This is a genomic window from Mesorhizobium sp. WSM4837, assembly GCF_055811435.1.
On sequence record NZ_JBVVQE010000013.1, the window covers coordinates 1 to 14,579 of the forward strand.

A 14,579-nucleotide genomic window follows, 5' to 3' on the forward strand; every position below is an offset into this window, starting at 1 on the left:
GCCTTGAGCGCGGGCAGCATGGCGAAGTCGATATCAGTGAAGGCGAACACATCCTCGGTCGGCGGCCGCATCGTGGCAGGCATCTCTATGACCGGCGCGTTCACGCTGAGGCCGTTCAGCGTCCAGCGCATGCCCGTCGTCTGGCTGCGGCTCTGCGGGTCCATGTAGCTCACGTCGATGTCTCGCGGCTCGATCTCGACCCGAAGGATGCTGCGGTGGGTGCCGAAGAAGGCGAGATCCTGCGCCGCCATCGGCAGATGCCAGTCATCCCGCGCCATGTCGAGGCCGCGGGCGCGAAAGGTGCCCGAGACATCGGCCGTGTGGATGCTGCCGTCCATGTTGAGGTAAACGTAGGAGCTTTCGCGCCCGGTGTTCCAGTGGACCATGATCCGCGCCTCGCCCACGCGGGTGCCGCCCACGAGCAGGAGTTGCCGCTCGATCCGAATGGACTGCGGAAGTGCTGGCTCTTCAAGCATGGCGCGGGGCGAGATCCGGTCGATCAGTGCGGGCAGGTCGTCGAGCGGCAGGCGTTCGAGTGGAAAAAGGACGGTTGTCGGGTCGAGCGTCGCGACGAGCGGCTGGGCGATCTCCGGGCCGCGGATCTGCGTCGTCATGCCCATGATCAAGCCGCGGCCGCGTATCCAGGTCCACTTGTCGAGATGATGGGGGCGCGCGCCCTGCACATGCACGGTCATCTCGGAGCCCCGGATATCCACCAGCGCGACCCGCGGCTCGCGCCCGATGCGCTCGGCGATGGCTTTCAACGCCTCGGCGGCAAGGCCAGGAGTGTCGAACAGCGGGGTCGGAGCGGGGTGGTTCTGGGCGCTGGCGGGATGCGCGCCGAGAAGAAGGATGAAAAACAGGGCGACAAGCCGATGGAAAAACCTGGCGTGCATCTGCTCCGGCATCGGTACTTTCCATTGCCTGATCCCAGCGTGGAGCTTAGCGCCTGTGGGGTTTGTTGACAACGACGGCAGCTCAAAACCCTGTGGTCGCCGCTGGCTTCGAGCATGGCCGCCGCCCGATTCGAGATCGAAGACGGGCTCACGTTGGGGACCGATATTGACCACGTGGCATTCCACTACTCGTGAAGTTGCAACTAACGCGCACGCTCGGTCGACCCGGCATTCACCTGCCAGGTGATCTTCACCGGCGAATGGTCGCTGGCGGTCATGGAGGCGGAGGCCACCAATGCACTGGTCGATCAGGGTGTTAGGCGACGGATGTCCGCTCCTGGATGGCGGCCACAATCAGTCCAACGACCGACATCAGGCGCGAAGCGGCCATTCGCTACACGCAAGACATAGGTCGCCTCGGGTCAAAACGGTATTCCGTTTCGGGTACCACGCGTCAGGTTTTGTCCACTAGGAAGATATCCCGATCGAATCCGCCGGTTTCATCGGGTCAACCGCTGCAAAGACGGCGCTCGCCTCGCTGACGAGGGAGACGTGATCCTTGGCTGCTTGTCCTGCGGCAGCGCTGTCACCGCGCATGATCGCGGTAACGATGACGTCATGCTCCTGCCAGGATTTGGCCAAGCGGCCCGGCAGCATGAATTGCGCGCGCCGGAACGGCGCCAGCCGGCTGCGGGTCATGACGGTCAGTTCATAGATGTGCTTGCTGTGCGCGCCGCGATAGAGCCGGGTGTGGAACTCGGTGTTGAAATACTCATAGTCCTCCTCCGCACCCAGTTGCACGAGGCGCGCCGATGCCTGGTGCTCGATTTCGAGCGCGCGGCGCTCCGCGGGGGTCATGCGCTCGGCCGAAAACCGCGCGCAGATCGCTTCCAGCTCGGCCATGCTCTCGAACATCGAGGCAAGGTGCTCCTGCGTCACCACGGCGACGGTGGCGCCGCGGTTGGGCCGCCTTTCGACCAGCCCTATGGCGCTCAGCCGGCCAAGCGCCTCCCTGACGGGGGTGCGCGACACATCGAAACGGGCAGCAAGCGAGGCCTCGTCGAGCTTTTCGCCGGGGCGCAGGAAGCCGGTGACGATCCGGTCACCGATCGCCCTCACCATCTGATCGACGGTCGTGCCCGACCTGATCAAGCTGCGCTTCCCCGACAATTCTCCTCCGTCAGTCTTTTTCGCGGCCGTGCGGCAAGTGGCTCGCCGGAAGTTTCGACTCGGGCGCGTCCTCTATGCCTCAATTTTAATCTGGATGTCAAACTGGCTAATTGAAAGGCAAAAAGTGTATGCAATTGCCTTTCGCTTGAGCACGGCTGATCGGCACGCCGACTGATTTCACTGGATAAAATCCATCGTTTGAACTGGCATGGTGATTGCATGCACTTTACGAGAAGGGAATTAATCGACCCGGAAAGGGTCCAACAGGGAGCATTCACATGACCGAGAGATTCATGCTTAGCCGCCGCGATCTGCTCAAGACCTCCGCCGCCGGAGCGGCGCTCGGCCTGGCCTCGGCGTCATTCCCAATCAGCAGGGCATTCGCCGCTGCCGTCACTGTCGGATTCATCTATGTCGGACCGAAGGACGACTACGGCTATAACCAGGCGCATGCCGACGGTGCCGCCACATTGAAGGCCATCGAGGGCATCTCCGTGGTCGAGGAGGAGAACGTCCCCGAGACGGTCGATGTCCAGAAGTCGATGGAATCGATGATCAACCTCGACGGCGCCTCGCTGATCTTCCCGACCTCGTTCGGCTATTTCGATCCGCACATGCTGGCCATGTGCGCGAAATTCCCCGACGTGCAGTTCCGCCATTGCGGCGGCATGTGGAACAAGGACAAGCATCCGATGAATGCCGGTTCCTATTTCGGCTATATCGGCATGGGCCAGTATCTCAACGGCGTCGCCGCCGGCCACGCCACCAAGACCAAGAAGATCGGCTTCGTCGCGGCAAAGCCCATTCCGCAGGTCCTGCTCAACATCAACTCCTTCCTGCTCGGCGCACGCTCGGTCGACCCGGCAATCACCTGCCAGGTGATCTTCACCGGCGAATGGTCGCTGGCGGTCAAGGAGGCGGAGGCCACGAATGCACTGGTCGATCAGGGTGCCGACGTCATCACCTGCCATGTCGACAGCCCGAAAGTGGTGGTCGAAACGGCGGCGGGGCGCGGCGCCTTCATCTGCGGCTACCATGCCAATCAGAGCCCGCTGGCGCCCGAAAAATACCTGACCGGCGCGGAATGGAACTGGGCGAAGGTCTACAAGATGTTCGTCGACGACCTCGTGGCCGGCAAACCGCTGCCCAATTTCACGCGCGGCGGACTGGCCGACGGCTTCGTCAAGATGAGCCCGCTCGGGCCCGCCGTCAGCGAGGCGGCGCGCGCACAGTTCGACGGCACGCTCGCCGAAATGATGAAGGGCGGCTTTTCCGTAATCAAGGGGCCGTTGAAGAACAACAAGGGCGACGTCGTCGCAACCGAGGGCCAGACCTTCGTCGAAGCCGCGATCGAACTGGAAAGCATGGACTATCTCGTCGAGGGTGTCGTCGGCTCGACCGCTTGAGCATGGATCGGAGACGGGGGCCATGGCAGACACCGTGAGCAGCGCGAACGTGCCAGTGATGCTCGGCGCCAAAAGCTATCCGACGGCGCTCGAATGGATCGCCCGGCGGGCGGAAGCCCTCGTCATCCCGCTCGCGGCCCTGATTGTCGGCATGGCCCTGTTCAGCCTGTTCATCGCGCTGGTCGGCAAATCGCCGGCGCAGCTCTATGAAACGATGTGGCGCGGCGGCTTCGGCTCGTGGTTCTCGGTCCAGAATTCGCTGTCGCGGGCCGCACCCTTGCTGCTTGCGGCGCTCTGCGTGGCGCTGCCGGCCCGGCTCGGCCTTGTCGTCATCGGCGGCGAAGGCGCGATCGTGCTGGGCGGCGTTGCCGCGGCTGCCATGGGCGTGGCCGCCAGCGGCGCCCCCGCCTTTTTCGTTATTCTTGCCATGGGCGTGGCGGGCCTGGCCGCCGGCGGCATCTGGATCGGTGCCGTCGGCGCGCTACGCCACTACCGTGCCGTCAACGAAACCATATCGAGCCTTTTGATGGCCTATATCGCCATCGCCCTGATGAACCATCTGGTGGAAGGACCGCTACGCGATCCCGCCTCGCTCAACAAACCGTCGACCGAGCCGTTGGCTGAGGCCTACCGCATCGGCAACATTCCCGGCATGGACGTGCATTGGGGCCTGGTCGTCGGCATCATCGCCTGCATTCTGTCCTGGCTGCTGATCGAAAAGACCCGCTGGGGGTTCGCCGCCCGCATCGCTGGCGGCAATGTCAGGGCAGCCCAGGTGCAGGGACTTGCCGTTGGACCGCTGATTGTCGGTTTCACCGCGCTGGCCGGCGGCTTTGCCGGCCTTGCCGGCATGCTGGAAGTCGCCGCCGTGCAAGGCAGCGCCAACGCCTCGCTCGCCGCCGGCTATGGGTATACCGGTATCCTGGTCGCCTTCCTCGCCCGCCACAATCCGCTCGCCATCATCCCGGTCGCCTTCCTGCTTGGCGGCATCGACGCCTCCGGCGGGTTGATCCAGCGCCGCATGGACCTGCCCGACGCCACCGTGCTGGTGCTGCAGGGCATGCTCTTCGTCGTCATCCTGTTCAGCGAAACCTTCTACGGCCGCTTCAAGGCCTTCAATCCCGACCTCTGGCAGAGGGGCGATCTCTTGAAGAGGCCCGATCTCCTGAAGGGAACTGCCTGATGGGCGCAACCGAGATCGGCCTCTGGGGCGTTCCGCTCGCCATGCTCGGCGGCGCCATCCGGGTGTCGACGCCTTTCATCTTCGTGTCGCTGGGCGAAGCCATCACCGAGCGTTCGGGGCGCATCAATCTCGGTCTCGAAGGCACACTGGTGTTCGGCGCGATGACCGCCTATGCCGTCGCGGTGATGACCGGCTCACCATGGCTCGGCCTGCTGGCCGCCGCCGCGGCCGGTCTTTGTTTCGGCCTGTTCCACGGCTGGATCTGCAAATTCCGTGGCGTTAACGACATCGCCATCGGCATTGCGCTGATGCTGTTCGGCTCGGGTCTCGCCTTCTTCTTCGGCAAACCGTTCATCCAGCCCTCGGCGCCCGACCTGCCGGCCATCCCGTTTGGCGGCTGGTCCGACGTTCCGCAGGTGCAGGCGGCGCTCAACATCAATGTGCTGTTCCTGATCGGCGCAGCACTTGCCGTATTCCTGTGGTGGGCTTTCCGCAACACCCGGGCCGGCCTGATCCTGCGCGTGGTCGGCGACAGTTCCGATGCCGCGCGCGCCATGGGCCTCAACCCGAATACGGTGCGCCTCATCGCCACCGGCATCGGCGGCGCGCTGGCCGGCATCGGCGGCGCTTATCTGTCGCTCTACTATCCCGGCAGCTGGACCGAAGGCATCTCGTCGGGCCAGGGGCTGATGGCGGTGGCGCTGGTCATCTTCGCGCGCTGGAACCCGCTCGGCTGCTTTGCCGCCGCGCTGCTGTTCGGCGGGGCCGGCGCGCTGGGGCCGGCGCTGCAATCGGTCGGCGTCACGCAAGGCTACTATCTGTTCTACGCCGCACCCTACATTCTCACCCTCGTTATCATGATCGCCACCTCGTCGCCGAGCCGTTCGCTGGCCGGCGCACCGGGCGAACTGTCGATCACCAAATGACGTTTCCAGACTGGAGTTTTTCTCAATGAACGCCAGAGCCGAGGTCACGCAGCGCTACATCGATGCCGATCCCTATCCATGGCCCTACAATGGCGAGCTTCGGCCCGACAACACGGCGCTGATCATCATCGACATGCAGACCGATTTCTGTGGGCCGGGCGGCTATGTCGATCATATGGGCTACGATCTCTCGCTGGTGCGGGCGCCGATCGAACCGATCAGATCAGTGCTGTCTGCCATGCGGGCGAAGGGCTACACCATCATTCATACGCGAGAGGGCCACCGGCCCGATCTCGCCGACCTGCCGGCCAACAAGCGCTGGCGCTCGCGCCGCATCAATGCAGGCATCGGCGACCCCGGACCTTGCGGGCGCATCCTGGTGCGCGGCGAGCCGGGCTGGGACATCATCCCCGACCTCTATCCGGCCGAAGGCGAGCCGATCATCGACAAGCCGGGAAAGGGCTCGTTCTGCGCCACCGACCTGGAACTGATCCTCAACCAGCGCGGCATCGAAAACATCGTGCTGACCGGCATCACCACCGACGTCTGCGTGCACACGACGATGCGAGAAGCCAACGACCGCGGCTTCGAATGCGTGATGCTGGAGGATTGCTGCGGGGCGACCGACTACGACAACCATCTCGCTGCGATCAAGATGATCAAGATGCAAGGCGGCGTGTTCGGCGCGGTGTCCAATTCGGCGTCCTTCGTCGCCCAGTTGCCATGAGGTTCGATCATGAGTGATCGCGGCAAAAGAGCGGTTGGCGTCGAGACGATCGGCATGAGCATGCGTTTCGGCGCCTTCACCGCGCTGGACGACGTCTCCATCAAGGTGCCGGCGGGATCGTTTCATGCGCTGCTTGGCGAAAACGGCGCGGGCAAGTCGACGCTGGTCAAATGCATCATGGGCTTTTATCACCCGACCGCCGGCGACATTCTGGTCGACGGCCGCGAGATCGGGATCGCCGGTCCGAAGGACGCCTCGGCGCTCGGCCTCGGCATGGTCTACCAGCATTTTACCCTGGTCCCGTCGCTGACAGGTGCGGAGAACCTGGTCATTTCCCGCGAAAAGGTGCCGGGGATTATCGACTGGCGCAAGGAGCGCGCCGCACTTGCCCAATTCATGGAGCGGATGCCGTTCAAGCTGCCGCTCGACGTCAAGGTGGCCGAACTCGCCGCCGGCGAGAAACAGAAGCTCGAAATCATCAAGCAGCTTTATCTCGGCCGCAGTTTTCTGGTGCTGGACGAGCCGACGTCGGTGCTAACCCCCGGCGAGGCGCAGGAAGTGTTGGGCCTCGTGCGCGGCATGACCAAGGCGGGCGATCTCACCGTGCTGATGATCTCGCACAAGTTCCACGAGGTGACGGCGTTTGCCGACGACATCACTGTGTTGCGCAAGGGCAGACTGACAGGAACGGGGAAAGTATCGGATTTGTCTCACAAGCAGATGGCAGCGATGATGATCGGTGACCAGCCGATCGCCGCGCTCGACAGCCGCGCTCCAGTGCCCGTCGGCGCCAGGCAAATCCTGACGGTGAAGGCGCTGAAAGCGCCCGACCGCACCGGCCTGAAAACCATCAATATCGTCGAGCTCGATGTGAAATCCGGCGAGATCGTCGGTGTCGCCGGCATTTCCGGCAACGGCCAGAAGGAGTTTCTAGAAGTCCTTGCCGGACAGCGTACGCGTGATGCCGGCGACGTTCTGGTGAAGGGATCGCCCTACGGCGCCAGCCGCGCTGAAGCCCGCACGCTCAATGTGCGCTTCATCCCGGAGGAACCGTTGCGCAATGCCTGCGCGCCGAGGATGACGGTGGCGGAAAACATGGCATTCCGGACCTTCGACCTGAACGAGGCCGGCAAGCCGATAAGCTGGATCCGGATGAGCGCCATCAGGGACTATGCGACGCGGCTGGTCGAGCAGTTCAAGGTCAAGACAGCCTCGCTCGCCTCGCCGATTTCGTCGCTCTCCGGAGGCAATGTGCAGCGTGCGGTGCTCGCCCGCGAACTGACCGGCGAGGTCGATCTTCTCATCGTGTCGAACCCCTGCTTCGGCCTCGACTTCTCCGCCATCGCCGAAATCCGCGCCCGTATCATGCGGGCACGCAACGCTGGTACCGCGGTGCTGTTGATGTCGGAGGACCTCGACGAACTGCTGGAGCTCTCCGACCGCATCTTCGTCATGTCCGACGGCGCGCTGGTCTATGAGACGCCGATCGCACAGGCGAGCGTGCAGACGATCGGCGAGCATATGGCGGGACATCACTGATGGCGGAGATCGACGCGCTGCCGTTTCCGTTCGCCTTCAAGCCTGAGGCGATGGCGCTGGTCGTCATCGACATGCAGCGCGATTTCGCCGAGCCGGGCGGCTTCGGCGCCAGCCTCGGCAATGACGTCGGCCGGGTGGTGGCGATCGTGCCGACGGTCAAAAGGCTGATCCAGGGATTTCGCGCCGCCGGCCTGCCGGTGATCCACACGATGGAGTGCCACAGGTCGGACCTTTCGGACCTGCCGCCGGCCAAGCGCAATCGCGGCAATCCGTCGATCCGAATCGGCGATGTCGGTCCGATGGGCCGCGTGCTGGTCGTCGGCGAGCCGGGAACGGCGATCCTCGACGAGGTAGCCCCGCTGCCTGGCGAAATCGTCATCGAAAAACCCGGCAAGGGCGCGTTCTACGCTACCAGCTTCGGCGAGGACCTGAAGCGGCTCGGCGTGCAGCAGCTCGTCTTCGCCGGAGTTACGACGGAAGTCTGCGTGCAGACGACGATGCGCGAGGCCAACGACCGCGGCTACGAATGCCTGCTGGCGGAGGATGCGACGGAGAGTTATTTTCCGGAGTTCAAGGCGGCCTCACTGGCCATGATCAGGGCGCAGGGCGCGATCGTCGGCTGGACGGCGATGACGGACCAGGTGCTCAAAGGAATTGCCGATGCCTAACATTGCATACCCGGTTCTCATCCATGGGGTCTGGCGTGATCTGGCATTCGAGCATTTTCGCGACGGCATCACGGTGCATTGGCTGCTCAAGGGCGGACCGGCCGAACCCTCCGTCGCGATCCTGAACTATCGGCCCGGCGCCGGCGTGCCGCGCCATCGCCATGTCGCACTGGAAACCATCGTTGTGTTGGAAGGCACCCAGAGCGACGAGAATGGCGACTATCTTCCCGGAAGTGTGATCCTGAACCCGGTCGGGACCGAGCATTCGGTGTGGACGAAAGACGGCTGCGTCGTGCTGATCCAGTGGAATCTGCCGGTGATCATTCTGGACGAGGCCAAATGAGCGACATCCGCTTCGATATCGGCAGCCTGCACGCGAGCTATGCCTCCGGCATGTCGGGCACTACCATTATTGAAACCGTGTTTGCGCGCATAGCGAAAGCGGACGATCCCGGCATCTTCATCCATCTGGCGAGCAAGGCGGACCTGTTCGCCGAAGCCGGCGCACTCGGCGGGTTCGATCCCGTGGCAAAGCCGCTCTGGGGCGTGCCGTTCGCGGTCAAGGACAACATCGATGTTGCCGGCATGCCGACCACGGCCGGCTGCGCCGAATATGCCTACCTGCCGGCGAAAGACGCCACCGTCGTCGCGCGTCTGAGGGCGGCCGGGGCGCTGGTCGTCGGAAAAACCAATCTCGACCAATTCGCCACCGGCCTCGTCGGCGTGCGCACACCTTATCCGGTCCCCCGAAACGCGATCGATCCGAAACTGGTGCCGGGCGGTTCCTCGTGCGGCTCGGCCGTGGCGACGGCGCACGGCATTGTTTCTTTCGCGCTCGGCACCGATACCGCAGGATCCGGCCGCATTCCCGCCGGCCTCAACAACATCGTCGGGCTGAAGCCGACCGTCGGCGCCCTGTCGGCCACAGGCGTGGTGCCGGCCTGCCGCACGCTCGACTGCGTCTCCGTCTTCGCGCTCACCGTCGATGACGCCTACAGCGTCTTCAGGGCGGCGGCGGCCAAAGATGACGTCGATCCTTATTCGAAGGCTATCGCGGCGCCGCCGCTTGGTCCGTGTCCATCCGCGCTGACCGTCGGGGTTCCCGTAAAAGCGGATCGGGAATTTTTTGGCGACGCGGCCATGCAAGCGGGATTCGAAACGGCGCTGCGGACGCTGGAACAGCTCGGCTGCCGACTGATCGAAATTCCCTTCGGCGATTTCTACGCTACCGCCAACCTGCTCTACGAAGGCGCCTGGGTGGCCGAGCGCTATGCGGCGATCGCGGATTTCATGGACGTGAGCGAGGCAGCCATGCACCCGGTAACGCGCACAATCATCGGCGGCGCACGAAAACTTTCCGCGGCGGATGCTTTCAAAGGCCTCTATGCGCTGCAGGCCCACAAGGCCAGGCTCGCGCCTGTCATCGCCTCGGTCGACCTTTTCTGCGTGCCGACGGCGCCGACGCACTATTCGCTGGAGACTGTTTTGGCCGATCCGATCGTCACCAACAGCCGGCTCGGCACCTACACCAACTTCGTCAATCTGCTCGATATGTGCGGCATCGCCGTGCCGACGGGCAAGCGCGACGACGGTCTGCCGATGAGCGTTACCTTGCTTGCTGCCGCCGGCAAGGACGCCCTGACGGCGGCGCTCGCCCGTGATGTCCATCGAGCCAGCGGTCTCGGTCTTGGCGCGACTGGTTGGGCAATGCCTGCCTGCGTCGCCAAGACCCCTGACGTCGATGACGGCATGATCGAGCTCGTGGTCGTCGGCGCGCATTTGTCGGGGATGCCGCTCAATGGCCAGCTCTGCGCGCTTGGCGCGCGATTGAGCAGGGCCGCCAAGACGGTTGCCTCCTATCAGCTCTATGCGCTCGCCGGCCAGTCCGTGCCCAAGCCAGGGCTCGTGCGTGTTGCCGATGGCCACGGGAAGTCGATCGATGTCGAGGTTTGGCGGCTTTCACCAGACGCGTTCGGACGCTTCGTGGCCGCGATCCCGCCGCCGCTCGGCATAGGCACGATCGAGCTCGATGACGGGACATCGGCCAAAGGCTTTCTGGTTGAGACCGCCGGGTTGTCAGAGGCGATCGACATTTCGGCCTATGGCGGTTGGCGCAGCTTCATCGCAAAAGCCAACGGAGAGCGACAGGAAAGCGTCCCGGCCGATTGAACGACCGGTCGTTCGCACCGGCAACGTCAGCGCGAGCTCAAATCGTAGCAGCGATGCTCGGCTTGCAGTTGGTACGGCGAGCCAGCACATCGAATTCCGCGAGCGATCCGTATGTGCGCGTGCTCTAAAGTTGCACTGTGATTTGGCAGGCGTCGCCACGCGCCTGCGACCGCCGGAGGCGTCGCGATGCGAACAGGCCGTGCAGTTGCCCCAACAGATTCCGTCGGGACTTATCAGGCCCGGAGATGCTTCGTGCTGTCAGGTTTTCCTTCACGCTGTTGCTGTCGAGGGCCGCGGCGAGGTCGCCGATTGCGGCTCGCAATTCGGCCGCGTCTGCTGCCTGATCTCGAGGTCGCGCAGGCACCCAGGCGACGCTTGCACCCGGCCGTTGCCGCTTCATCTGCGAAGCCCCTACGAATTGTCGCACGATTGCGCTACCCTAAGGTCAATCTGGGCGGCGGGACGGTCATCACGGCACGACCCGACGCTCGATGATTGGTCGAGCGGGAGCCCCGATGACCGCCCTAGACGCCATTGACGCCGATGCGAGGCGCCCGCTCTCGGGCACAGGCCGGATCGCCAAGCTGGCGGCGCCGCGCAGCGCCAGGATATTGAGGCGGAACCGCGTTCTCGAAGCGATCGGTCAAAAATCGCGTTCGAGCGTATGCTGGGTGGCCGCGCCGGCCGGCTACGGCAAGACGACGGCGGTCATCGACTACCTCGAAAGCGTCGCGGCACCGCATGTGTGGTTCCGCATCGACGAGGGCGACCAGGATATCGCGCGCTTCTTTCAATATCTGGCGCAGTCACTCGCCTCACCCGCGGTTGGAGACATGCCGGTGTTCGGCGTCGAGTATGCCGAGCAGCCGAAGGAATTCGCCAGGCGCTTCTTCAGAGCCTACTTCGCGCGGTTGAAGCCCGGCACCATTCTGGTCCTCGACGATTTGCAGGACGCCGACACGCCCGAATTCCGGGCGGTGCTTTCGGTGATGTTCCGTGAACTTCCTGACACGGTCCGCTGCATCTGCATCTCGCGCACGCTGCCCCACAACGAACTGGGCGACCTCGTTCTCAAGGGCCAAGTGGCCGTCGTCGACAGGTGGGCGCTCGAATTCTCGACATCGGAAGCACGCGATTTCGTCAAGCTGCGGTCGAGGAACGGTGCCGTTCCAGTCGATGTCGAAGCGGCGCGCGGCTGGGCGATCGGGCTGGTTCTCCTCGCCGATCACGGCTCGGCGGTCGGCCCTGATGACACGACCGGGACAGCACCCGGCGGGCAGAATGCCCTGTCGGACGTTCTCGGCCGCCATTTCTTCCTTTCCCTTCCCGCCGCCGACCAGGACATGCTGCTGAAACTCAATCTGCTGCCCGAAATCAGCGCCGAACTGGCGGACGTGATGATCGGGTCGAGCGAAGCGGGCAAGCTGCTCGACAGGCTCTACAGGCGGCAGTTGCTGGTCACGCGAACGGAAAACAGCCGCGACGTTTTCCACCTGCACGACCTCTTGCGGGACTTCCTCGACCGACGCTTCGCACAGCGTGTGACGGCAGAAGAGCAGAAGTCGCTCAAACAAAGGGCGGCAAAGGTCCTCGCCGACGCCGGCCGATATGACGAAGCCATACACCTCGCCTTGCAGGCAGAGGACTGGGACCAGGCGAGCGGGCTCATGCTGAGCCGGGCGGAGACCGTTTTGGCGCAGGGACATCGAACGACCTTCATCGAATGGGTCGGCCGGTTGCCGGAAGCGTTCATGAACGGCTGGCATTTCTATTGGCTGGGCGTGGCCCACATGCCGAACGACGCCGCGGCAGAGCACTGGCTGTCGAAGGCATGGCATGCCTTTGGCGAGGCCGACGATCAGCGCGGGCTTTGTCTTACGGTGTCGCGCGCGGTTCTGGTCAAGACGGACAGTTGGCGCACCTATGAGGGTCTTTCGGCCTGGACCCGCCGGGCGTTCGAAATCATCGAGCGCGGCCTGCCAAAACTGCCTTCCGAGGAAGCGATGCTGGTGCGCATCGGCATGGTGCGGGCGCTAAACTTCGGCGACGACTACTACCGCAACAGCCCGGACGGGCAAGCGCTGGAAACCGAACTGCTGGAGCGGCTGACCCGGAATCCCGAGCACGACCCAAGCGGCTTACGGCTGCTTGCCAGCGAAACGCTGATTGAGCATTCGGTATCGGTCATGCGGGCCGATCTGTTCACCAAGGCCGTCGACAGCGTTGTCGAGGATTTGAGCGACAAGGAGGTGCTGCCTTGGGTGCTCGGCATGTGGCTGGTCGAGTTTGGCGCCAAGAGCGGCCGTTACTTCCCGTATAAGAGACGGGGTTTTCCCTACCCGTCGGCCGAAGCGGCGTTGCGGGAGGCGATCGCGATTGGCGAGCGCGAGTCGCTCAAGGGTGTGGAGTTCGGTGGCCTGTATCATCTTCAGATGCAGATGAAGTTCCGCAACGACTTTGCCGAGCTAGACCAGGTGGTCGAGCGGCTGGCCGAGATCGCCGACAGCCGTTTCAGCACACAGGTCGCCATCGTCGCCAATTGCTATGCCGCGCTTCATGCCAGGCAAGGCGATTTCGCGGCCGCCTATGAGGATTGCGAGCGCTTCATGGCGGCGAGCGAGGCCGCCAACGAGCCGATGGTCGAGCGCTGGGCGCACTGCATCACGAAGTTCCAGGTGCTGCTCGCCGACAGGAAGCCGCGCGAAGCCGCCGCGCTGCTCAGCGACTTGCTGCCGCGGCTGAACGGCGGCGCCCGCAAGCGAACCGAGATATGCATTCTTGCAGCGGCCGCGCTGGAGAGCCTGTGGGACCAGGGTCCACGCTACGGCGATCGGCTGAAGGTCTTCATGGAGGCGCTGCGCGACGTCAGCTGGCCAATGGTGCTCCTCAACGTTCCGGAATTGCTCGCCGAACTGCTTGGCGATGCGCTTGAGCGCGGCATCGAGCCCAAGCTTTGCCGGTCGCTTATCCGGGAACGCCGATTGGACGCGCCGCAACGGCGGCCCACGGCCTGGCCATGGCCGCTCAAGGTCCACGTCCTCGGAGGCTTTCGGCTCGAACTCGATGGAAACCCTCTTAATCTCGGCGCCAAGCCATCGACGAAGGCTCTCGACATCCTGCGGGTACTGGCGATCTCGAAAGACAATACCTGTTCGCTGGAGACCGTTCAGGACTGGCTGTGGCCCGACCTCGACGGCGACCAGGCGCGGGCGGCATGCGAGCAGGCGCTGCATCGGCTACGCAAGCTGCTCGGGCGGACCGACCTCATCGTTCAGCGCGAAGGCAAGCTTCGCCTCGCGTCGGACAAGGTCTGGGTCGACCTCGCCGACTGGGATGCACGGCTCAAATCCGTAACGACAGCCAATGGCGAGGCGGCCGGGCTGCGACCGGAAGCGGAAGCGCTGTTCCTCGCATTCCCCGGTCCGTTGTTCCTGCACGAGCGAGCCAGCTTCTGGTCGCTCGCCGCAGCTGAAAAAGTGCGTCGCGATCTGATCGATCTTGGATTGCGGACCGGCCAGCGGCTGGAGACAACCGGGAACGTCCAGGAAGCGCGCTCGATCTATTTGAGGGCGCTGGACCTCTATCCGGATGCCGGACCCGTCTACAAGGCGCTGATCAGGGAGCGGCTGTCGCGCGGTGATTTCGAAGCCGCGGTCGACGACTATGCACGCTACGAACGGGCGCTGCGTGCTGCCGGCGAAGCGGCGCCCGCTGCCGAAATACGCGCCTTGGTCGAACCCTATCTTGTGCGGCACACGCGCTGACGACGTGTTTTGCGCTGTCTGGCGTAACACCGGGCTATCGTCGGTCTGGCAGCCACCCCTCAAGCTCCGAGCAGGGTGTTTGCTAAGGGCTGCCAGTATCAGAACGAGGCCGGCGATCGCGTCCATTCGCT

General features: G+C 64.0%; 11 protein-coding genes. 9 read left to right on the forward strand and 2 right to left on the reverse strand.

Features of this window, described 5'->3' with window-relative positions; translation table 11 throughout:
- Positions 1 to 908: hypothetical protein (locus AC0L3D_RS09810; RefSeq protein ID WP_473644038.1), on the reverse strand; the 908-nt coding region annotated here is incomplete at its 3' end.
- Positions 909 to 1,364: 456 nt separating this feature from the next.
- On the reverse strand, positions 1,365 to 2,048 hold the full coding sequence (locus AC0L3D_RS09815; protein WP_473644040.1) for a GntR family transcriptional regulator: 684 nt from the start codon (positions 2,046 to 2,048) through the stop codon (positions 1,365 to 1,367).
- A 296-nt stretch (positions 2,049 to 2,344) separates the two neighbouring features.
- Here AC0L3D_RS09815 and AC0L3D_RS09820 point away from each other — a divergent pair, with 296 nt between their 5' ends.
- From AC0L3D_RS09820 to AC0L3D_RS09860, 9 genes are all read left to right on the forward strand, one after another.
- Positions 2,345 to 3,472, forward strand: coding sequence for a BMP family ABC transporter substrate-binding protein (locus tag AC0L3D_RS09820; RefSeq protein ID WP_287171720.1), 1,128 nt, complete (start codon positions 2,345 to 2,347; stop codon positions 3,470 to 3,472).
- A gap of 58 nt (positions 3,473 to 3,530) precedes the next feature.
- On the forward strand, positions 3,531 to 4,655 hold the full coding sequence (locus AC0L3D_RS09825) for an ABC transporter permease (RefSeq protein ID WP_287171754.1): 1,125 nt from the start codon (positions 3,531 to 3,533) through the stop codon (positions 4,653 to 4,655).
- On the forward strand, positions 4,655 to 5,581 hold the full coding sequence (locus AC0L3D_RS09830; protein ID WP_287218069.1) for an ABC transporter permease: 927 nt from the start codon (positions 4,655 to 4,657) through the stop codon (positions 5,579 to 5,581). The genes AC0L3D_RS09825 and AC0L3D_RS09830 overlap by 1 nt, the downstream gene beginning before the upstream one ends.
- Before the next feature lie 25 nt (positions 5,582 to 5,606).
- Positions 5,607 to 6,308 (forward strand): biuret amidohydrolase, encoded by a 702-nt coding sequence (gene biuH, locus AC0L3D_RS09835; RefSeq protein ID WP_287049403.1) that lies wholly within the window; start codon positions 5,607 to 5,609, stop codon positions 6,306 to 6,308.
- A 9-nt stretch (positions 6,309 to 6,317) separates the two neighbouring features.
- Positions 6,318 to 7,847, forward strand: coding sequence for an ABC transporter ATP-binding protein (locus AC0L3D_RS09840; RefSeq protein ID WP_473644042.1), 1,530 nt, complete (start codon positions 6,318 to 6,320; stop codon positions 7,845 to 7,847).
- The gene (locus tag AC0L3D_RS09845) at positions 7,847 to 8,515 is read left to right on the forward strand and encodes a cysteine hydrolase family protein (RefSeq protein ID WP_287171717.1); all 669 of its coding nucleotides are present in this window, start codon (positions 7,847 to 7,849) and stop codon (positions 8,513 to 8,515) included. Before AC0L3D_RS09840 ends, AC0L3D_RS09845 begins: the two co-directional genes overlap by 1 nt.
- On the forward strand, positions 8,508 to 8,858 hold the full coding sequence (locus tag AC0L3D_RS09850) for a cupin domain-containing protein (protein ID WP_287171716.1): 351 nt from the start codon (positions 8,508 to 8,510) through the stop codon (positions 8,856 to 8,858). The genes AC0L3D_RS09845 and AC0L3D_RS09850 overlap by 8 nt, the downstream gene beginning before the upstream one ends.
- Complete coding sequence (atzF, locus tag AC0L3D_RS09855) at positions 8,855 to 10,684, forward strand: allophanate hydrolase (protein WP_473644044.1); 1,830 nt, start codon at positions 8,855 to 8,857, stop codon at positions 10,682 to 10,684. Before AC0L3D_RS09850 ends, atzF begins: the two co-directional genes overlap by 4 nt.
- A 515-nt stretch (positions 10,685 to 11,199) precedes the next feature.
- Positions 11,200 to 14,448 carry a winged helix-turn-helix domain-containing protein gene (locus AC0L3D_RS09860; RefSeq protein WP_473644046.1) on the forward strand — a complete coding sequence of 1,083 codons (3,249 nt, stop codon included), beginning with the start codon at positions 11,200 to 11,202 and terminating at the stop codon, positions 14,446 to 14,448.
- Positions 14,449 to 14,579: the final 131 nt, after the last annotated feature.

Coding starts and splice junctions, on each gene's coding strand:
- AC0L3D_RS09830 (WP_287218069.1), top strand. CDS start 4,655: ATGGGCGCAACCGAGATCGGCCTCTGGGGCGTTCCGCTCGCCATGCTC.
- AC0L3D_RS09820 (WP_287171720.1), top strand. CDS start 2,345: ATGACCGAGAGATTCATGCTTAGCCGCCGCGATCTGCTCAAGACCTCC.
- AC0L3D_RS09840 (WP_473644042.1), top strand. CDS start 6,318: ATGAGTGATCGCGGCAAAAGAGCGGTTGGCGTCGAGACGATCGGCATG.
- biuH (WP_287049403.1), top strand. CDS start 5,607: ATGAACGCCAGAGCCGAGGTCACGCAGCGCTACATCGATGCCGATCCC.
- AC0L3D_RS09825 (WP_287171754.1), top strand. CDS start 3,531: ATGCTCGGCGCCAAAAGCTATCCGACGGCGCTCGAATGGATCGCCCGG.
- AC0L3D_RS09850 (WP_287171716.1), top strand. CDS start 8,508: ATGCCTAACATTGCATACCCGGTTCTCATCCATGGGGTCTGGCGTGAT.
- AC0L3D_RS09845 (WP_287171717.1), top strand. CDS start 7,847: ATGGCGGAGATCGACGCGCTGCCGTTTCCGTTCGCCTTCAAGCCTGAG.
- AC0L3D_RS09860 (WP_473644046.1), top strand. CDS start 11,200: ATGACCGCCCTAGACGCCATTGACGCCGATGCGAGGCGCCCGCTCTCG.
- atzF (WP_473644044.1), top strand. CDS start 8,855: ATGAGCGACATCCGCTTCGATATCGGCAGCCTGCACGCGAGCTATGCC.